The following is a 19,767-nucleotide window of genomic DNA, read 5'->3' as shown; positions in this document are numbered from 1 at the left end:
ATAAAGGCAAAGAAGTGTATTAGAATAATTCATATAACTAATATCCGATATAAATGTGAGGAATACCTATGGAAGTTAACTTGGAATGGTACCGTGTCTTTTATTGGATTGCGAAGACAGGGAGCTTATCACGAGCAGCCGAACAGCTGCATATTACGCAGCCTGCAGTTAGTCATACGATTAAGCAGCTCGAGAGTACATTGGGAGGGCAGCTCTTCTTCCGAACGCCAAGGGGCGTCACCTTAACAACGGAAGGAGCCGTTTTGCTGCAATATATTGAGCAGGCGTTCCAGTCTGTTGAAATTGGTGAAAAGGCTATTGCTGAAATGAACAACCTGAATAGCGGTGAGATCACAATAGGAGCCAGCGACACGTTGTGCAAGCATTTTTTGCTACCCTATCTGGAGCAGTTTCATAAAGAGCTTCCCGGCATCCGAATTCGGATAACGAATCGAACAACACCAGAAACACTCGGGCTGCTAAAAGAAGGGAAGATTGATTGCGGTATTGTAAGTATCCCAGTATCAGATAAACAAGTTGATATTCGTGAAAGCACACCTCTGCAAGACTGTCTCGTTGGAGGTACCGGATACCAAGCACTAGCAGCAAGCTCTCCACTGCCTCTTGAACAATTAAACGAATATCCTTTGCTTTTACTCGAGAAAGGAAGCTATACCAGGCGTTACTTGGATGACTATGCGGCATCGCACGACATAACGCTGACACCGGAATTTGAACTTGGCAGCGTAGATCTTCTTGTCCAATTTGCCAGAAGTGGGTTTGGTCTTGCGTTTGTCATTCGTAACTTTGTACTTGAGGAATTGCAGCGAGGCGAGCTAGTTGAAATTCCATTAACCCCCTCCATACCTGCTCGTCCTATTGGAATTGCAACCTTGCGGGGAGTTCCTTTATCTGCGGCAACGAAGTCCTTTCTTGCCTTATTACCTTAACTGCCTCGTGCAAAAACACAAAGGCCGGAGCACTCCCTAAGGGGGCTCCGGCCTATCATATCCGAAGATACGCAGTCCTCTCTAGCGGCTCGAACTGCTGCATCTATGAGTCTTATAGTTTACCCTTCAAGTCCATCAAATACTTTAACAGTACAGCGAGGGCGCCCAAGTAGTAGCCGACCAAAACTAGCCAGCCTGTTACATCCATTGCAGCAAGACCTGCAAGAAGGAGCAGCGGGAGCACATAGTAAACCATGTCTTTCAAATAGCCTAACACGAAGTCAGTTGAGAATTTTCCTCCTGTTACCATTTTGAACAAATCAACTAATAAGTTGGCTGCCATTGAGCCCATTACGACCCACATTGCGACTTCCATCCAAAGTGTAAATGATCCTAGCACTTTTCATCACCTCCGAATTAGAGGAATGTGATACGCTTACATTTTATGCAGGAAGCTCGCAAGTTGTCTCCACCATAAGCCTGTATCAACGTATATTCTCGAAAATAAAAAAGCGTGCTTATTGGATACAAGAAAACGTGTGAAAGGGACGAAGAAGAATGATAGGCGCAGCACAAAAAATAAGACCCTACAGGGGTCTTATCAGATAGAAAAGTTGCTGGTATGTAAGTGATAAAGCCCTCGTAGGACCTTATCGCTGTCAAAATGGCGCGTAGACGGGGTGAAAAGATGGGACTAGCACGAAATAAGATCCTGCGGGGGTCTTATTTCGCGGAAAAGTAGCTGGTATTGGGGAGATAAGACCCTCGCAGGGTCTTATCTCTTGTATGTGGACTTTTCGGCTCAGCAACGGGCTTCTTGTAGTACAGCCTTGCTCCTTATTCACTCTTCTCAATAATTGGCTTAACAGGCGGATAGGCCAGCCGTCCGTTCTTCGGAGCCTCAAGTGTTTTAGATTTCAAAGTAGCTACCCTATACCACGTAAGAAGAACTACGATGATACCTGTCGACCAATACATCGCCTGCGCCCATGGGTAATGGGAGTCTGAACCGATCAAGAGCCCATGTGTAAGAGACAGAAAGTAACCGGGAAAAGCCAGCATATGCGTCATTTTCCAAACTTTTTTGCCAAGCCTTCTCATCAGATCAGAAGACAGGATTACGATGAAGGTGAAGTAAAAGGATAATGTGCCTAGGCCAGTCAAAATAGGATGCGAGTCAGACGTGAAAGGAATCAACACATCACTGATTGAATAGCCCACATAGTGATCAAACCACAGCACCGAGCCATGAATCATGCCGAATAGAAATCCAAACCAGCCCGCAGATTGATGGATGGTAAGGACAATTGGTTTAGCTTTATTTTTGACCAGACTAAGTCCTATTGTTATGCCTGCAACCGTTGATAGAAACAGAAACAAATACGAGGTAATGCCTGACGCACGCGTAGTCGTCCATACACTAAAAGCTTCAATAACTCCATGCATGAAGAAGCTCCCCTTCCTCCACATACTGCCCAATCACACCAACTGTCCGTATAGAACCGTCATGCAGAACACCTATTGCCGCACAAGAGGGATGATGACTAGATAACCATTCAAAGCCTTGCTCCGAACCAAGAATAAGTACACATTTGGCATACACCTCAGCGTCTACCAGATGAGGGGCAAAGATCGTAACCTGAGCAAGATCAGAACGGACAGAAGCCCCTGTATGTGGATGAATAATATGATGATGGGACTGTCCCAAATGATCCTTCCACTGCCGTTTCACTATGCTGCTCGTGGCGATTCCGGCTGGGTAACGCACGCGAAGTGTCATCAAATCCCGGCTCGCCTCCCAAGGATCACCGATGCTGACTGTCCAACCCTCTTCCGGTACTCCCCATAATGTAATGTCGCCCCCCGCTCCAATTGCTCCAGAACGGATGCCTGCTTGCTGCAGCATGAGAGATAATTGATGGGCACTCCAGCCTTTTGCAAAACCGCCCAGATCAACAGCAAGCTTCAGGTTAAGTCTAATGGCACCTAGATCGGGATCAAGAATTACAGGAATATCACACTCGAAAGGCTTTGACATTATGTCGTGAATTACAGCCTCTTCCTCCAGAAGTTCATAGGACTTCGAATAACCAAGCTGGCGGATCACATGGCCCAAATAAGGATTAAATAACCCCTCTGTTGCCTCGTAGTATCGATTCGCTTCGTTCAACACTTCATACAGCAAAGTTGAGGCAAGAAAAGGTTGTCCCGCCGAACGATTGAATAATGACAACTCGCTATGTGGATTAAATCGGCTGAGCTTTCCCTCTACGGTGGCCATCCAGCCTTCAGACATCTCCTGCGCTCCAGTTGGCAGTCCTTTGGTGAAGAACTGCGTATTCATCGCGTAAAATCTATGCAAAGTCATGCCCGATTCCCTCCTCTAAGATGCGTGTGTCCGCATGCCTTCATCTGTTGACTCTGAGCTCGATCCACGGCCACGGCCGCCTAGCGGGCGCTGCTGAAAGCTGTCTGAGCTGCTGCCGCCTTGCATACTCTCGTCCGTTGGACTGGTGTTTATGATATCACTGCTGACCGGACTGGCTGCAGTTGTTGTGTCGGAATGATTAATCACGCCTACCATACCTGTAAATAATGCTACGCTGGAGATGCCGACAACCCATTTCACCCACTTTGGATTAGCCATCTATGTAGCCCCCTTCATCGCTTCAATGGTAATTACAGCCAGTGTATACTTCATTCCTTAAATCAATCTGAAATGGGATGCAACGTTATATCTGGTGAAAAAGACCTACTTTTTACACACAATCACTTCCAAGTGTTTCCTTTGACCTGATATAATCGACATTAACGGACATTCTTCTCGTCAGGCTGGTGACTATTATAAATATAATGCTCGATTCAACTACGATCGTTATTTTTCTTGGAATCGGATATCTATTCACGTTTATTGTTATGAGTGCTTACTGGCGTGATCTGATCAAGGCTTTACCAGTCAGAACATTCTTCGTAGCTAAATTATTGCAGTCCATCTCCTGGTTCTGTGCCGTATTACGTGGAGATATATCAGACTTTCTATCCTTCTCCGTTGCCAATTCATTCATGTTTATCGGAGCATCTCTGGAAATTATCTCTCTGTTACACTTAAGGAACGAATGGCGTGTTGCCTTCAGAAAAATATATTTATCATTCCTCCTCCTTAGCATCGTTGGTTTTCAATTACTCCTTCATCAGAATGAGGACATACGAATCGCCTACTGCTCCTTCATCCTTGTATTCCTTCTGGCACCCGTGTATCGGTTAATTAAAGGACCATCCTCATTAATGAAAGTTATAGGCTATATCTATTTATTTGTTATAGCAGCGAATATCTTCAGAGGGGTAACGGCCCTCTTTACGGATATCTCAGCAAGCTTTTACACACCAGGTATTTATCAATTGTTCTACCTGCTGACTATCTATCTTCTTACCATTCTTTCGATCATGGGATTTCTACTCATGTGGAAGGAGAAAATCAATCAGGATCTGATTCGCTATGCTAGTTATGATGATCTGACCGGAACTCTTAATCGAAGAACGTTCACCGAGCATGCTAAGGATTTTCTTACTCGCTCTGCAAAAAAAAGTGAAGCTGTATCGTATCTGCTGTTTGATATCGACAGCTTTAAGGACATTAATGATACATACGGCCATCATATAGGAGATCTCGTGCTTAAAGATGTTACGAACCGGATTAAGCAGCAATTAGGGGAGAACGATCTGTTCGTTCGTTATGGAGGAGATGAGTTCGGTATCCTGTTACCCGGGAAAAACGAGGCCCAATCAAACGAATTGGCCGAGCGGATTAAGAAACTGCTCGAAACAGTTCCAAGCAGCCTGCCTGTCACTTATACCATTAGTATAGGAGTACTCACGGTTGTCCCGGATCAGCACACTCATCTGGAATCAATGTATACAAGATGTGATCAAGCCCTGTATACGGCCAAACGCAATGGTCGAAACAGCATTTTCCGCAGTCAGGCTGGCTAGATAACACTCCCGAAAGCTTTTGAGGTAAAATAAAGTTGTTCTTTTATTCGGAAGCAAGCAGGTGAGCGCAGCATGTTAGTCATTGACCGCAATGAAGTATCCGAACTATTGTCCATGGAATCATGCATTACTCTCATGGAAGATGTATTAACTGACTTATCTAGTGGACAAGCTGAGCAGCAGCTCAGATCTGTCGTACCCGTCCGTCAGGGCGGCTTAATGGGACTCATGCCTGCTTATCTCGTCCGCCAAGAAGTTGTCGGAGCCAAGTTAATCAGCGTCTTCCCGCATAACCACGACCGTGGACTGCCTTCCCATCAAGGTGTTATTGCTCTGTTTGATGCGGAAAATGGTGCCATGAACGCCATTGTTGACGGACGCCGGGTTACCGCGATCCGCACAGCCGCTGTCAGTGCAGCAGCAACCAAGCTGCTGGCAAGACCTGACTCGCGAACACTCGCATTGATCGGTACGGGCGAGCAAGCCCGCAGCCATCTGGAAGCGCTGCTTCTCGTCCGCCCTATCAAGCTTGTCCGTGTATGGAGTCCAAACCCATCACACGCGTTAAAGTTTCAATCGGAGATGAGTGCTCTTTACCCTGATTTGACCATTGAAGCTGCGGACTCCGCGAAGCAAGCTGTTGCGGATGCCGATATCATTTGTACAATCACCTCTTCGACAGTGCCTGTCTTACAAGGCAAATGGATTCCAGAAGGCGTCCATATTAATGCAGTTGGAGCGTGCCGTGCACAAGATCGAGAGCTCGCCACAAATGTGGTTGAAAAGGCAAGGCTTTACGTTGACCGGCGTGAATCCGCTCTGAATGAAGCCGGTGATTATCTGATCCCGCTTCAAGAAGGTGCTATTAACAGCGAACACATCGTCGGAGAAATTGGCGAAGTGTTACTTGGGAGTGCTCCGGGAAGAGTATCCGGCAAAGAGATTACGCTGTTCAAATCACTTGGTCTAGCCGTCGAAGATTTGGCAGCGGCAACTTACATTGTTGAGCAGGCTAAGCTTCAAGGCAAAGGTACAACTATCGCAATCTAGGAGCGTGTCATCATGAGAGATCATCAAGGATTGTACAACTTTTACCTTACTCCAGAGCAAGAGCAGCGGGCAATCGACATTCACGAGAGCAGCATCGTCATTGACCTGCTGTTCCAAGGCCCTCTTTCCCCTGGCGTTGTTCCTGCAGAAATATCGGCGCAAATCAAAGAAGAATGTGAATCTCTGAAGGACGACCCAATGGCGTACAGCGCCCTTCCTGCCAAACGGCTGCGCCAAATGTCTGTACGCGGCGGACTAGCTGCGTTCAAAGATGAGTGGTATCGCTCCGGTATTACAGCCGGTAACCGGGAAGTAGACTTATCCAGCCCGGAAGCGATTATGACGAGTATGGGCGAAGTACAGGAGCAGTTCGACCGTATCGATTGGCTTGTGAAAGCTCTGAAGGCAGCGGATATCCGCGAAGCCAAGAGCAAAGGTCTAAAGGCGGGCATTGTAACTTCACAAGATCCAACTGGTCTTGGCAAAAACCTCGATCTTCTTGAAGCCCTTCACGGCTTTGGCCTGCGGGTCCTTCAATTAACTTATAACAATCAGAATGCTATCGCGTCCGGCTGTATGGAGCTGGCGAACGGCGGCATCTCCAACTTCGGCGTACGGTTCATCAGCAAGATGAATGAGCTTGGCATCGTCGTAGATACAAGTCACTGCGGTGAGCAAACCACGCTGGATGCATGCCGCCTGTCAACGAAGCCGGTTATCGCTTCGCATACAGGAGTTGAAGCAATCTATCCACATCGCCGGTGTAAAAGCGACGCAGAACTGCGCGCGATCGCCGCTACAGGCGGTGTTATCGGCGTTTTTGCTATGCCATGGTTCGTTCACGCGGATCCACAAGGAACTACAATAGACCATGTGCTTGATCATATCGATTACATCGTCCGCCTTGTAGGCGTTGATCATGTTGGCATCGGTACAGACTGGCCGATGAGCGACGTCGACTGGTCACTCGTATATTTCAAGGAGCATATTGCACCTAAGCTTGGTTTTGCCAAAGGAGACGGTCCATCAACTGAGCTGGTTGCAGGGCTCGAGCAATATGGCATGTTCATTAACTTCACCCGCGGCCTTGTGGCCCGTGGTTATTCCGATGAAGATGTAAGCAAAATCATCGGCGGCAACTGGCTGCGTATATTCGAACAGGTGTGGGGATAGGAGGGATACGGAAGATGACAACTTTTAACTTTTACTGGGCGGGTGTGTACGAAGGTAAGATTCGTTTTGCCGATACGAAAGTGATGCATGCCAAGGTCGATTCAAGAAGACGTACGCAAATGCAGGAGCATGTGCTGGATGACAAAGCGAAGTATGTTCTGCCGCTGCAAAAAATCCACGAAAATTTGTCGCTCTATCGCAAAGCGGAATGGTCCGGGGACCGCGTCATCGTAGATAACGGCGAAACGTATCACCGCCACCTCACCTATTCGGATGATCAAGGCCACACCTCTCAAGTATGGGCGAAGCGCGGCGATACAGCAGTTGATATCGTAACCTTGGACGGTGACATTATTGCCTTCCTCTGCCCTAACCGCTATGGGATGGAGCTGATCGTTCAAGAGGGATTGGAGAAGCTGACGCCGCTTGTTGTGTACGATGATCCTCTTCTATCCAAGTCTGAGTATGGCATTAATGATCTAGGTACTTTTCTTATTCCAATGAGAGATGGCCTGAAGCTTGCGACTGATGTTTATCTGCCGGAGGGTATCAAGCAGGGAACACGTCTGCCTACCATTCTGATTCGGACCTGCTACGACAGGAACGGCAAGAAAGAAAACCTTATCCGCTGGGCAAATAAAGGTTATGCCGTCGTAAACCAGGATGTTCGGGGACGTGCGGATTCCGAGGGGGAGCTAGTGCCGTTCTATTATGAACGAGAAGACGGCAGTGACACCATCGACTGGATTATTTCCCAGGACTGGTCGAATGGCGATGTTGGTATGTGGGGCGCTTCGTATCTCGGTTATGTTGTTATGGCCGCTTCCACAAGCGGACACCCGAACCTGAAGGCTGTCGTAAACGAAGTGAACGTTGGCTCACCGTTTGTAGATACCGTCCGCAGAGGCGGTACGGTCTGCTCTTGGCCGCTTCTCTCTTGGACGCTAGCTCAGTCGGTTGGCACCCGCACAGATTTCCAAATTTTTGGCGGCATTACCGTTGATCCAGCCAAAGCGGTTGAGGCGCGGCCAATCCGCGAAATTCCTCAACAGATGATCGGCAAAGCTTCCGGACCATGGGACTTCTGGAGCCAGCATCCAGAATACGATGAATACTGGGCGAACTGTACCCATTCGGAGCGCGCTGACCAGATCAAAACACCGATGTTCGTCATCTCCGGCTGGTACGATGGCGACAGCCCCGGTGTATCAGAGACATGGCGCCTCCTTACGGAGCATGATGTTCCGAACCGTAAAATCTGGCTTGGTCCGTGGGAGCATGGTCCAAACCGTGCCCGCGATCTCGAAGGCACCGCCTTCGGTGAAGATGCTGTCGTCTACGATTATGATGTGAACGTTCTTCGCTGGTTCGACCATTACCTCAAAGGTGTGCAGAATGGGATCAACGAAGAGCCTCGCGCCCGTTACTATGTCGTTGGCGAGAATAAGTGGCGTACATCTGAGGATTGGACACCGGCAGAAGCTGCCGTAACGCCTTTCTATCTCGGTGGTGACGGACGAGCGAATTCCGCCTTTGGTGATGGTAAGCTGAGCCTTGCTCAACCCGAGCAAGACAGCACGCCTGATGTCTATGTCTATAATCCATTTGATCCAGTGGTTGACTCCGGCGAGCGTATCCCGGAAAATCGCCGCACAATCGAACTTCGCCAGGACGTCGTTTGTTATACAAGCGACAAGCTGGCTGAGTCGATTACTATCGCCGGCGAGCTCTCTGCTGTTTTGTATGCCTCAAGCTCTGCTGTGGATACCGACTGGGTTGTGGCACTTAGCGATGTAGATGAAGCGGACAACTCGATCCTGCTGTCCAGCTACATCGTTCGGGCGAAATACCGCCACGGCTACGATAAGCCGGAGCTGCTGACGCCAGGCCAAGTGGAGCAATTTGATATTTTCATGCCAAATATCGCGCACCAATTCCCGGCCGGACACCGGATCCGCTTCTCAATTACATCGTCCAGCAAGTTCGTCGCATTCCCGAACTCGAACACGGGCCTTAACCCGTATGATGATCCGGAACCGATCTTGGCTACCCAGACGATCCATCATTCCGAACAATATCCGAGTCATGTTCTGCTTCCTGTGCTTGGAGCTTAAGATAATCATAAAGGGCCGAGAGTCTCCCCTGCGGAGATTCTCGGCCCTTCTATTCCAGCCAATCCTCTATCTAACCCTTATCGCTGTCGTATCCTTCTCTTGCCTGCTTCACATCGTCATAATGGTCGACCGCCCAGATCTTAAGCATATTCATAATGGGAAGAAGCGATTCCCCAAGTGGCGTAAGGGAATACTCCGTTATCGGCGGAACAGAAGGTATAAGCCTGCGGTTAGCTACGCCATCCCGCTCCAGCTGCTTCAGCGTTTGAGTCAGCATTTTCTGAGAAATACCTTCAATACGCCTCTTGATTTCTCCGTAACGAATGGTGCCATCCTCCATCGCATATATAGCCAGTGCCGTCCATTTGTTAGATATGATCTCCAGCACATGACTATACCTGCATGCCTCCAGAGAGATATCTGGCAGCTTCTTCATGACTGCTCCCCTCCCTTTGTACGCACCTTTAAGTTCGTAACCCACTTTAAAGTGCCGTGTTACTAAATTTTATGACGTGCGCTATATTATGTCTATCTTTTACAAAGGAGTGTGCTTGAGATGAAAGCATTTGTGTTACAAGGCGGTTTTGGACTTGAACATGTGATGGAGGCAGATCTCCCTATTCCTTCTCCTGGACCTGGGCAGGTTCTGATTCAGATACAGGCAGTGTCTCTTAATTCCCGTGATACAGGAGTGATTGACGGATTTTATGAACCAAATCGGACGGAACCTCTTATTCCGGTCTCAGATGGTGTCGGCAGGATCATTGCCTTAGGGAAACACGCAGACAAGTTCCAAGTCGGAGACCGTGTCAGTGGGATATTTACGCAAAGCTGGACAACAGGCGAACCTACACAGGAGAACTGGGTATCAACACTAGGCAGCCCGCTTGACGGTATGCTTGCCGAGTTTGTTGTACTGCCGGAGGAAGGACTCGTGCGGGTCCCCGAACATCTCACGGATGAAGAAGCTGCAACTTTAGCCTGCGCGGGTGTCACGGCTTGGCATGCAATTGTGGTGGAAGGTCAAGTGAAGGCTGGTGACATCGTTGTTGTGCAAGGAACGGGTGGTGTGTCCCTATTTGCTCTGCAATTCGCCAAACTTCGGGGAGCCACTGTTATCGTCACTTCCAGCAGCGATGAGAAGCTGGAACGCGCGAAGGCTCTTGGGGCCGACTATGGCATTAACTATAGAACAAATCCTGAGTGGGACCAGGCTGTTTTGACCTATACACAAGGACGCGGAGCTGACCACATCGTTGATCTAGGCGGTGCCTCTACACTGAATCGTTCCATCTCGGCGCTGAAAGTGGGCGGGCAAGTCAGCATTATAGGTATCCTGTCAGGCGCAGCAGTTGAGGACTTCGCCATTGTCCCTGCTATTATCCGCAAAGCCAGACTTCAAGCGATCAATGTCGGCAGCCGGGAAATGTTCGAAAGAATGAATGCTGTCATTGAGCAGCATGCCCTTCGTCCAGTCATGGACCGATCCTTCCCCTTCTCCCAATCCCTTGATGCTCTCCGCTACTTGGCGCAAGGTTCTGCATTTGGGAAGATAAGTATTGTATTCTAAGCTTATGACCGGATAAAAATACACCGCTGAAGCCCTGAGGGACGAAGCGGTGTATTTTTTGATGAATCTTTATAAATGCGACCCGCCACTTACATCTATGCATTGCCCCGTAATCCAGCGGCTATCTGAAGAAGCCAGGAAGGCCGCAACATCCGCAATATCTGAAGGATCTCCCCATCTGCCGAAGCTCGAATATTCAGCGCCAAATCTATACCCAGACGCATCCTGCAACAAGGCATTATTCATATCTGTGGCGATAAAACCGGGCTGGATGGCATTAACAGTAATCCCGCGATGTGCAAGCTGGGTAGATAAAGAAAGCGTAAGCGTATTGATAGCCCCTTTGGTCATACTGTATGCCGTAACCCCAGGCAGGGAAATCCTCGTTGTAGCAGAGGACAAATTAATAATCCTGCCGTTATCTCTTAGGCGAGGCAACGCTTGCTGAATGAGGAAGAAAGGAGCCTTTACGTTCGTATTCATAACATGATCGAAGGCATCCTCTGTAGTATCCTCAATAGCAGCGGGAAGCCCCACACCTGCATTATTGACGAGAATATCAAAGGAGCTCTCACCCGTACGCTGCTCCAAAGCCTGATCCAATTGTTCATAAAGCTTAGCAGCACTAGCAGCAGTCCCAAGCTCCTGCCCTATTGAAAAAGCTTCCCCTCCGTTTTGCTTGATTTGCCTTACAACATCAGCCGCCGCCTCAAAATCAGCACCATAGTGAACAACTATTATTGCTCCCTCCTGGGCAAGTCTCAGCGCAATAGCACGGCCAATCCCTCTGCTTGCACCTGTAACCAAGGCAATTTTTCCATTTAATCTACTCATGCTCCGTTCAACTCCTTCTAATTTTTTACACTATTAGTTGTATCATAGGAGCAGTTTTGTAATGTTGCTGTTTCATTTTTACGCCCAAGATAATGCTAGTTAAGGAATTAGACAGGAGTTTTTATTCTAATCAGCGAATCTATACAAAATAAACCAAAACTACAAATCGGAGCACACAATGACATTTCCAATCTGGATCGATCTTGGTTTTATCAGACTGCATCCTCATGCGGTATTTGAAACACTTGCTTATTTTATCGGCTTTCGCGTGTACCTCTACACTCGAAGCAAGGACAAGATTCCGATCGTACAAGGCATGTGGGTTGTCGTTGGAGCCATATTAGGAGCCGCTATCGGATCAAAATTACTGTATTGGATCGAGGATCCTAGGCTGACGCTCGAGAATTGGAACAGCTACACCTACTTAATGGAAGGCAAAACAATTGTCGGCGGGCTGCTAGGCGGATTGATTGGCGTCGAATGGACCAAGAAGCGCATCGGTTATACCCGCTCCACCGGTGACGATATGGCGCTTCCAATTATTGTCGGCATGGTTATTGGACGAATCGGATGCTTTATGACCGGACTGGATGATCATACCTACGGTGTTGCGACCACATGGATTACAGGTATTGATTTCGGTGACGGCGTTCTAAGACATCCTACACAGCTCTATGAGATAGCTTTCTTGCTTCTGCTTGGGGCCTTGCTCTTCCAATGGAAAAGAAAAGCCGTCTTGCCTGACGGAGCGATCTTTCAGCTATTTATGACGGGGTATCTCTTGTTCCGCTTCACGATTGATTTCATAAAGCCAACCCCTCATTTCTATTTCGGAATAAACAATATTCAGCTTGCCTGCATCGCTGGCCTATTCTATTACTTTGTTCTAATATCCAAGTGGCTCGTGCAGCCGCATCGCTCACATAGAAAGGAATTATAATGATGACAACCAAAAACAGACCCTACATTTTCTATGAGCTTACGAACAGTGTATGTTCCAAATGTTTGCGCAAGGTCGAAGCGAAAGTCATCATTGAGGACAATCAAGTATTCCTTCTGAAATACTGCGGACAGCATGGCAGGGAAAAGGTTCTGATTGCAAGCGATGCTGAATACTACAAGAAATGTCGGGAGTTCCTTAAGCCAGCGGAAATGCCGGAGGTTTGGAACACCCCAATCCGCTACGGCTGCCCCTATGATTGCGGTCTATGTCCCGATCATGAGCAGCACAGCTGCCTGACACTCCTCGAGATCACGGAGCGCTGTAACCTGCAGTGCCCGATTTGCTACGCGGAGTCTTCCCCGCATGCGGGTTCCTATCGCTCGATGGAGCAGATCGAGTTCATGCTGAATGCTATTGTCCGCAATGAGGGCGAGCCGGATATTGTGCAGATCAGCGGCGGCGAGCCAACGATTCATCCACAGTTTTTTGAAATACTCGACCTTGTGAAGAGCAAACCGATTAAGCATGTGATGGTCAATACAAACGGACTGCGTATTGCCCAGGACAGGAAATTTGTGGAGCGTCTGGCTGCCTATATGCCAGGGTTTGAAATCTATTTGCAGTTCGACAGCTTCGAGGAGGAGACGCTTAAAGAACTGCGCGGAGTTGATCTGCGTGATGTCCGCCGCCGAGCGCTGGAGCATCTGAATGAGTTCAATATTTCGACAACGCTGGTCGTCACGCTTAAGAAAGGCCTTAACGATCATGAGATCGGCGACATTATTCAGTACGGCCTGAAGCAGCGTGCTGTGCGTGGTGTTACCTTCCAACCAATCCAAGCGGCAGGAAGACTCGAGGATTTTGATCCTGCCAAGGACCGTCTGACATTAAGCGAAGTAAGGCAAAGTATCATTAACCAGTCGGGTATTTTCCGTGCTGAGGATATAATTCCTGTTCCATGCCATCCGGACTGCTTAGCCATGGGCTACGCCTTGAAGCTCGGCGAGGAGGCGGTACTGCCGCTTACTGGGTTAATTGATCCACAAATTCTGTTAGACGGCGGCCGCAATACCATCGTATTCGAGCAAGATGAGACGCTAAAGTCGCGGATATTCGAGCTGTTCTCGACCGCCCATTCTCCCTCTTCTTCCGCCCTGTCGCTGAAGAGCCTGCTATGCTGCCTGCCGCTCGTCTCGGTGCCGGAGCATATTAGCTATGACAATGTATTCCGGGTTATTATTATGCAATTTCTAGACCCGTACAATTTCGATGTACGCTCTGTTAAGAAGTCATGTGTACATATCGTACATCCTGATGGAAGAATTATTCCTTTTGATACCTACAATATGTTCTACCGATCCGCAGATCAGGAGAAGAAGCTGGCCGAACTGAGACAAGAATTTGACATGCGTCCGGGAGGTAAGGTCTATGAATGGAGCGAGTGACGAGGAGAATAAGCAGAAGAAGCAATCACCCTACGAGAAATCACCTCATCATGTCAGAGATGTGTTTCTTGGGATTGGACTACTCGCTGTCCTTCATTTATTGCTATTCCTATTTCCGATCGGGTTCTTCTTTATCAGCGTTGTACAGCTCGTCTACCTGCTGCCTGCTATCCTTATTTTCAACAAAAAAACTGGCATCGTTCAAGGCCTGCTAATTGGTGCGGGCATTACCTTTCTAGTTAACGCGGCCTGCTTCGGGCTCTTGGTCAGCGGCAACTTCAAATTCTCGTTATAGCAGCTAATTCCTTGTGACATTTACCTATATGCCGAATAGCCTAATTTATAAGGCATTATTCACGACGAGGAGAATGGTTCATGGCACAAGAGAAGCCTTTCATCAGGAGCAGCGCCTGGCCGATAAACCCTGAGCTTCTTCCGAAAGGCCCTGTTAATCTATTCGCAAGGTTTATTAGCCCAAACCTGATAACATCGATTAATCCGGTTCAGCGCTTTCCTTCCATCCATCCTACCGCCTTTTTGAGTCCGTTCTCCACGGTTATTGGTGACGTGATCATCTCCGACAATGTATTTGTAGCACCCAGTGCAACTCTTCGCGCCGATGAAGGAACTCCTTTTTTCATCGGCAAGAGCTCCAATATTCAAGATGGCGTGATTTTGCACGGATTAGCTAATCAAGGCATTCATGTAGGGAGTAAAAGTTACTCTATATTTATAGGCGACAGAGTATCCATTGCTCATGGGGCTATTGTCCATGGTCCTTGCCTCATCGAAGATGATGTATTCGTGAGCTTCAAAGCTATTGTATTTAATGCTTATGTAGGCCGTGGTTCTTATGTTTCGATGGATGCTATTGTGACAAACGGGGTAAGAATCGCTCCTCAACGGTTTGTTCCACCTGGTGCACATATTGATACACAGGAGAAAGCCGACTCTCTTGGCCCAGTACCTAAGGACTCCGTGGAATTCGCCGAACAAGTTATTCGGGTTAACCGAGAGTTTCCGCCCTCCTACGATGCCATGTTTGGAAGTCACCGCTGCTCCTGCGGAATTGCCTATACCCAGGCAAACTTATTACATTAAAATAACAAGCTTCATACAGCCCCACCGTCATTTCCTTATCCCTAACAAAAAGAGCCATTCAACTTCTCATGAGGAAGCTGAATGGCTCTTTGAAATGGAATCTTTCTTATTACTTCGTAATCAGTTTATTGATAAGTTCATTCATATTGCCTCGCAGCAATCCGCCATGATAACAAATAACCGCTTCAATATCAAAGTCCTTGAACTTCTCTACAGAGCGAAGTGCCTGCTCCATATCTGCGGTTGAATATGGCGACGAAGGCAGCAGCTCACCGTTATGAATAACCAAAGCATCCGCGGCGATCAGCGTCTTGCTGGCATGATGATAGAGGCTGACATGACCTGGTGTATGGCCTGGCGTATGGATGACGGTTAGACCGCCGCCAAACGGCAGTGTCTCTCCGTCTGCCATCAGCTTTGTCACATTCGGCTTGAACCCCTGCATAAATGCATTTTTGTACTGCTCACTTACTTCACTCGGCAAAGCCTCAAGCTCAGTCTCTAACCGGTCCGCCGGGAACTTGAGAAGCGGAGATTCTCCATCAATGACGGATCTATCTTCTTCATGGGCATATATCTCAATCGGTATCGTGCTGCCTTCCTTCTCCAGGAATGACGGCAGGCCGCCAATGTGATCGATATCCTGATGGGTCAGAATGATTGTCGTTAATGGGAGTCCTGAGATTCCCACTTGTTCTGCAAAAGCACGAATATCGTCTGCATTGCTTGGCATTCCAGTGTCGATCAGTATCCAAGTGTCTTTATCATGCAGGATAACCGGATGAATCATCATCGAACGTCCGGCCAGCTTCATTTCAATCTCGAGCATTTCTAATCCTTCTACAATGCGCATGAACGTACCTCCCCATTTCTCATTCCATAGCATTGACATACGTGTTGATTTCTTTCGTTATTTCCTCAGCGGCATAAATAACTTTGCGAGTTAAGCTTCTCATTTCGTGTTTCGGCATAAAATCGCTGTAATCCGCTGCAGCAATGGATGCGACAACCTTATTCCCGCTGAACACAGGGGAAGAGATACACTGCACACCCTTACGAAATTCTTCGTAATCTGCTGCGTATCGCTGCTGCTTGATGACTTCCAGATGACGGAGGAATAAATCCGGATCAGTGAAGGTTTGATCCGTTATCTGCATCGGATCGATTGACGAAAGGAATAACTCGAGCTGTTCCGAACGTTCCAGCTGTGCCAATATCACTTTGCCCACAGCTGTTTGATAGGCAGGTACAGATCCGCTCGTCTCCCTGTCGACCATCTGCCCGGTATTCGCCTCATACACCTGACGGACGATGACATCGCGTCCATGAAGCGTACCAACAAACACATCTTTTCCGCACTCCGCCCCCAGCCGGCCAAGTGCCTGAAGCTTGGACCATTTTATCGTCCTTCTTACAGCCTGTATATCGTTGAAAAGCATCGGATGAAGCTCATAGTCCCTGCCCAGCTTAATGATGTAATTCATCTCTTCTAAAGTGTGCAGCAGACGGAACACCGTTGTCTTGTTTACTTCAATCCGGTTTGAGATTTCAGTAAGATTGAGGCGCTGCTTTTCCTTTAGCAGATCTAGAATCTGGAGACCTTTTTTCAGGCTGGAGACCTCATAGTCTGGCATGATGCTCACCTCTTAACTAGCATAAAGCAGCTGCTTTCTTTGATCAATGAATGCAGGATTTGTTTCAGTATGTGAAAATCGCGCTCAAAAATTACTCAATGAGCTGTAACCACGAATAAATGAAACGACCACTTCATTGAGAGTGGTCGTTTCATTTATTCTAATCACTTCGCCCGCTGCACGGGCAGTCCTTTAACATCCAGCTTAACGCGGAACAATGCGCCGGCAAGCGGCTGCTTGCTGAGCTGCAATTCGTCATTGCCAATTCTTGCTGTTGTGATGAATAGCTCGTCCAGGTTATCGCCGCCAAATGCGCAGGACGTGACATTACTGACGGGGAGCGGAATGGTTGCCAGCTTTTCACCCGTCAAAGGATTCCATCGTGAGATCTGCCAGCCATTCCAATGGCCAACCCACAGCATTCCCTCTGAGTCGATGCACATCCCGTCCGGACTACCCTCTCCTTCTGGGATCGTAATCACAGTTGTTCTATTTGAGATCTGACCGGTCGCTGCATCGTAATCGAAGGCATGAATAAAATTCTCAAAGGTGTCGATATAGTACATCACTGTTCCATCCGCATTCCAAGCAAGTCCATTCGAGCAGCCAACCTCGGATAAGCGCGTTAACAACTTACTATCCTCAAGAACGTACAAATGTCCGCTTCGCTGGTTCCATTTGCTGCTCATTGTGCCCGCCCAGAATCGACCGGCCGGATCGCATTTGCCATCATTAAGTCTGTTAGGAATATCCTCTTTGGTGTGCGCAATTAATGTTGTTGTTCCTGTCTCGAGGTCGAAACGATAGAACCCATCTGCTAACGCGAGGATCCATGATCCATCCTCTGCTGGAACTGCTGCACCTATTTTCTGATCCAGCTGATATGCGATTTGTCTGCCATCGCTGGGACGATATCTGTGCAGCTTGCAGCTTTCGATATCAACTCGGAACAGCTCCTGCAGCCGTTCGTCCCATACAGGGCCTTCGCCCAACTGATCATGCTCTTCCAAAACACATTCCAACAATAGTTCCATATACCTATTCCTCCATAGGGAAAATCAACTGAATAATATAAACATTTTTTAATATTGCGCCGATAATTGTATATAGCAATTGTATTGATTATATCTTGAAAGGAATGAGTATGATGAAAAAGAAAATCGCAGGTATTGCCTTGGCTCTGCTCTTATGTACCTATGGTTCATTGAGTTTTGCCGCCACTGCAAAGACATCTGCCGATTTCACCGACCTAAAGGATTTGGATGCAGCCACTAAAGCCAAGTTCGATGCCATGATTAGCGCAGGAATCTTCGATGGTGTCTCAGACACAAGCTTCGGACTCAAGGAAGAAATGAACCGCGCCCAATTCGCCAAGGTTGCAGCGTTGCTCACAGGATTGGAAACCGACTCTTCGTTGAAGACATCCAGCTTCTCTGATGTAAAGAGCGATGATCCTGCAAACGGATATGCCCTGCCTTATATTGAAGCTCTTAAAACGGCAGGTATTACCGATGGCTTTGGAGAAGGCACTTACAATCCTGCCGGTAAAGTAACTAAAGAGCAGCTCGCTACGTTTTTGGTCAGAGTTCTTGGCAAAGATGCCGAAGGCAGATCAGCCACTGGGAATGACAAGACTGTATCCGATTGGGCGCAAGGTTATGTCGCACTAGCCCTCGAATTAAAAGTATTGTCTAACGGCGCTGACGGAAAATTTGGCGGACAAGCTAATGCAACACGTGATTTGCTCATTACTGGTGCATATGAGGCCAAGCAGCAGTATGTAGCGCCGACACCAACGCCCACTCCGGTACATACAACGACACCATCGACTCCTTCACAGTCAGAACAACCTACAAGTGAAGAGCCAACTACTCCAGTGACTGAAGAGCCGACTACTCCGGTAACTGAAGAGCCGACTACTCCGGTAACTGAAGAGACTTGTCCTACTGACACTGGTACCGAGGAGACAGCTCCTCCATGGGTAGATGAGACAACTCCTCCTACCGATACGGAAGAAACATCTTCTCCGGAAACAACACAGCCTACACCACCAGCTTTTACATGTCCGGATCCAACATTAATTTACACAAATTGCACACCATTACCATAAACAAGCAACAGTGCGGGAACTTTTCCCGCACTGTTGTTTTCTTTTTAACCTTCCCGATAATACGACAGAACCCAGCATACGCCATTCCGGTCTGTTACAATTGCCAGATAGCCATTAAACGGCGCTTCGTACATGGCCGTTTGTACTGTCCCGCTCCCAACAAACTCATCGTAGATCCGTCCGAACGCTTCCTCCGTATCAATCTTCAGAAACACTCTAACATAATCGCCTTTCACAGCCGGCTTCGCCGCTTGCGTATCTGCGAACTTAAGAGAGGTTCCCTCTACATGGAGATCCGCATTAAGAACCGTGTCCCCCTGCTCTCGCAGGATCACAATCTCACCGCCAAAAACGCTTTGATAATACTTGATTTCCTCTTTGCAATTCTCCACTACTATAAAAGGCTGTGCAATCATCTTATTCATCCACCTCCGTTAGATTATGAAGCACATTTTTTAACAGGGTTAATAATAAGCCATATTCATCATCGCTGATTCCTCTTCGGGTCTTACTTTTGATCCGATTCAACGCTTCCTGCACCTTCGGTACTACCTCATGACCCGCTTCTGTCAAAAAGAGCAGATGGTAGCGGTTATCCGCCGGATCGGCCTCCCTGCGCACGTATCCTTCTGCTTCCAGCTTCGCAATAGCCTTCGCCGTTGTTGTTTTATCGATAAACAGCTTCTCGCTTAGGGCCTTCTGTGTAACTGGCTGCTGAGAGGCAATCGCCATGAGAAAAATATACTGCCCGCTCCCAATTCGGTATGGTGCCAGCTCAGCTGTGATCAAGATCTGCATATGGCGGTAGATCGCCGAAATATATTGCCCGTGCGATTCCGAGGCATTCTCATGC

At 48.0% G+C, this 19,767-nt stretch carries 22 protein-coding genes; 11 read left to right on the top strand and 11 right to left on the bottom strand.

The features are described from left to right. Positions 1 to 68: 68 nt before the first annotated feature. Positions 69 to 950, top strand: coding sequence for a LysR family transcriptional regulator (locus AC0YNT_RS12840; protein WP_475804916.1), 882 nt, complete (start codon positions 69 to 71; stop codon positions 948 to 950). Positions 951 to 1,062: 112 nt separating this feature from the next. On the opposite strand, the gene AC0YNT_RS12835 is transcribed toward AC0YNT_RS12840, so the two are convergent. From AC0YNT_RS12835 to AC0YNT_RS12820, 4 genes are all read right to left on the bottom strand, one after another. Continuing rightward, positions 1,063 to 1,350, bottom strand: coding sequence for a hypothetical protein (locus AC0YNT_RS12835; RefSeq protein ID WP_091188296.1), 288 nt, complete (start codon positions 1,348 to 1,350; stop codon positions 1,063 to 1,065). 437 nt (positions 1,351 to 1,787) lie between these two features. Then, positions 1,788 to 2,396, bottom strand: a complete 609-nt coding sequence (locus AC0YNT_RS12830) for a ferric reductase-like transmembrane domain-containing protein (protein WP_475804915.1) — start codon at positions 2,394 to 2,396, stop codon at positions 1,788 to 1,790. After that, a complete protein-coding gene (locus AC0YNT_RS12825) occupies positions 2,380 to 3,318 on the bottom strand; it encodes an FAD:protein FMN transferase (protein WP_475804914.1) in 939 nt (312 codons plus the stop codon). Before AC0YNT_RS12825 ends, AC0YNT_RS12830 begins: the two co-directional genes overlap by 17 nt. 15 nt (positions 3,319 to 3,333) lie before the next feature. After that, positions 3,334 to 3,597 carry a hypothetical protein gene (locus tag AC0YNT_RS12820; RefSeq protein ID WP_475804913.1) on the bottom strand — a complete coding sequence of 88 codons (264 nt, stop codon included), beginning with the start codon at positions 3,595 to 3,597 and terminating at the stop codon, positions 3,334 to 3,336. Positions 3,598 to 3,803: 206 nt separating this feature from the next. Between AC0YNT_RS12820 and AC0YNT_RS12815 the strand changes: the two genes are divergently transcribed. From AC0YNT_RS12815 to AC0YNT_RS12800, 4 genes are all read left to right on the top strand, one after another. Beyond that, positions 3,804 to 4,940: a GGDEF domain-containing protein gene (locus AC0YNT_RS12815; protein WP_475804912.1), complete on the top strand. Its 1,137-nt coding sequence runs from the start codon at positions 3,804 to 3,806 to the stop codon at positions 4,938 to 4,940. A gap of 72 nt (positions 4,941 to 5,012) precedes the next feature. After that, complete coding sequence (locus tag AC0YNT_RS12810; protein WP_475804911.1) at positions 5,013 to 5,990, top strand: ornithine cyclodeaminase family protein; 978 nt, start codon at positions 5,013 to 5,015, stop codon at positions 5,988 to 5,990. Between the two features lie 12 nt (positions 5,991 to 6,002). Continuing rightward, positions 6,003 to 7,163: a dipeptidase gene (locus AC0YNT_RS12805; protein WP_475804910.1), complete on the top strand. Its 1,161-nt coding sequence runs from the start codon at positions 6,003 to 6,005 to the stop codon at positions 7,161 to 7,163. 14 nt (positions 7,164 to 7,177) lie between these two features. Continuing rightward, a complete protein-coding gene (locus tag AC0YNT_RS12800; protein ID WP_475804909.1) occupies positions 7,178 to 9,277 on the top strand; it encodes a CocE/NonD family hydrolase in 2,100 nt (699 codons plus the stop codon). Between the two features lie 70 nt (positions 9,278 to 9,347). On the opposite strand, the gene AC0YNT_RS12795 is transcribed toward AC0YNT_RS12800, so the two are convergent. Continuing rightward, a complete protein-coding gene (locus tag AC0YNT_RS12795; RefSeq protein ID WP_475804908.1) occupies positions 9,348 to 9,713 on the bottom strand; it encodes a winged helix-turn-helix transcriptional regulator in 366 nt (121 codons plus the stop codon). Between the two features lie 120 nt (positions 9,714 to 9,833). Here AC0YNT_RS12795 and AC0YNT_RS12790 point away from each other — a divergent pair, with 120 nt between their 5' ends. Continuing rightward, on the top strand, positions 9,834 to 10,847 hold the full coding sequence (locus AC0YNT_RS12790) for a zinc-dependent alcohol dehydrogenase family protein (RefSeq protein WP_475804907.1): 1,014 nt from the start codon (positions 9,834 to 9,836) through the stop codon (positions 10,845 to 10,847). Positions 10,848 to 10,916: 69 nt separating this feature from the next. Here AC0YNT_RS12790 and AC0YNT_RS12785 read toward each other — a convergent pair whose 3' ends face one another. Continuing rightward, entirely contained in the window at positions 10,917 to 11,681 is a 765-nt protein-coding gene (locus AC0YNT_RS12785) for an SDR family oxidoreductase (protein ID WP_475804906.1), read from the bottom strand. A gap of 178 nt (positions 11,682 to 11,859) precedes the next feature. On the opposite strand from AC0YNT_RS12785, the gene AC0YNT_RS12780 reads away from it, so the two are divergent. The 4 genes from AC0YNT_RS12780 to AC0YNT_RS12765 all read left to right on the top strand — a co-directional run bounded on the left by AC0YNT_RS12780 (position 11,860) and on the right by AC0YNT_RS12765 (position 15,170). Beyond that, positions 11,860 to 12,621, top strand: a complete 762-nt coding sequence (locus tag AC0YNT_RS12780) for a prolipoprotein diacylglyceryl transferase (RefSeq protein ID WP_475804905.1) — start codon at positions 11,860 to 11,862, stop codon at positions 12,619 to 12,621. 2 nt (positions 12,622 to 12,623) lie between these two features. Beyond that, positions 12,624 to 14,069: a radical SAM protein gene (locus AC0YNT_RS12775; protein WP_475804958.1), complete on the top strand. Its 1,446-nt coding sequence runs from the start codon at positions 12,624 to 12,626 to the stop codon at positions 14,067 to 14,069. Further along, positions 14,053 to 14,364, top strand: coding sequence for a hypothetical protein (locus tag AC0YNT_RS12770; protein WP_475804904.1), 312 nt, complete (start codon positions 14,053 to 14,055; stop codon positions 14,362 to 14,364). Before AC0YNT_RS12775 ends, AC0YNT_RS12770 begins: the two co-directional genes overlap by 17 nt. An 80-nt stretch (positions 14,365 to 14,444) precedes the next feature. After that, the gene (locus AC0YNT_RS12765; RefSeq protein WP_475804903.1) at positions 14,445 to 15,170 is read left to right on the top strand and encodes an LbetaH domain-containing protein; all 726 of its coding nucleotides are present in this window, start codon (positions 14,445 to 14,447) and stop codon (positions 15,168 to 15,170) included. Positions 15,171 to 15,279: 109 nt separating this feature from the next. On the opposite strand, the gene AC0YNT_RS12760 is transcribed toward AC0YNT_RS12765, so the two are convergent. The 3 genes from AC0YNT_RS12760 to AC0YNT_RS12750 form a co-directional block, all read right to left on the bottom strand. Continuing rightward, positions 15,280 to 16,023: an MBL fold metallo-hydrolase gene (locus AC0YNT_RS12760; protein WP_475804902.1), complete on the bottom strand. Its 744-nt coding sequence runs from the start codon at positions 16,021 to 16,023 to the stop codon at positions 15,280 to 15,282. A gap of 19 nt (positions 16,024 to 16,042) precedes the next feature. After that, positions 16,043 to 16,804 (bottom strand): IclR family transcriptional regulator, encoded by a 762-nt coding sequence (locus AC0YNT_RS12755; RefSeq protein WP_475804901.1) that lies wholly within the window; start codon positions 16,802 to 16,804, stop codon positions 16,043 to 16,045. Between the two features lie 164 nt (positions 16,805 to 16,968). After that, on the bottom strand, positions 16,969 to 17,838 hold the full coding sequence (locus AC0YNT_RS12750) for an SMP-30/gluconolactonase/LRE family protein (protein WP_475804900.1): 870 nt from the start codon (positions 17,836 to 17,838) through the stop codon (positions 16,969 to 16,971). Between the two features lie 110 nt (positions 17,839 to 17,948). Here AC0YNT_RS12750 and AC0YNT_RS12745 point away from each other — a divergent pair, with 110 nt between their 5' ends. Further along, a complete protein-coding gene (locus AC0YNT_RS12745; RefSeq protein WP_475804899.1) occupies positions 17,949 to 18,914 on the top strand; it encodes an S-layer homology domain-containing protein in 966 nt (321 codons plus the stop codon). Between the two features lie 44 nt (positions 18,915 to 18,958). Here AC0YNT_RS12745 and AC0YNT_RS12740 read toward each other — a convergent pair whose 3' ends face one another. Together AC0YNT_RS12740 and AC0YNT_RS12735 are read right to left on the bottom strand one after the other, a co-directional pair. Beyond that, on the bottom strand, positions 18,959 to 19,339 hold the full coding sequence (locus tag AC0YNT_RS12740; RefSeq protein WP_475804898.1) for a VOC family protein: 381 nt from the start codon (positions 19,337 to 19,339) through the stop codon (positions 18,959 to 18,961). Then, on the bottom strand, positions 19,332 to 19,712 hold the full coding sequence (locus tag AC0YNT_RS12735; RefSeq protein ID WP_475804897.1) for a MarR family winged helix-turn-helix transcriptional regulator: 381 nt from the start codon (positions 19,710 to 19,712) through the stop codon (positions 19,332 to 19,334). The genes AC0YNT_RS12740 and AC0YNT_RS12735 overlap by 8 nt, the downstream gene beginning before the upstream one ends. Positions 19,713 to 19,767: the final 55 nt, after the last annotated feature.

The organism is Paenibacillus sp. J22R56 (assembly GCF_056269375.1).
This window is presented reverse-complemented; position numbering and strand designations above follow the sequence as displayed.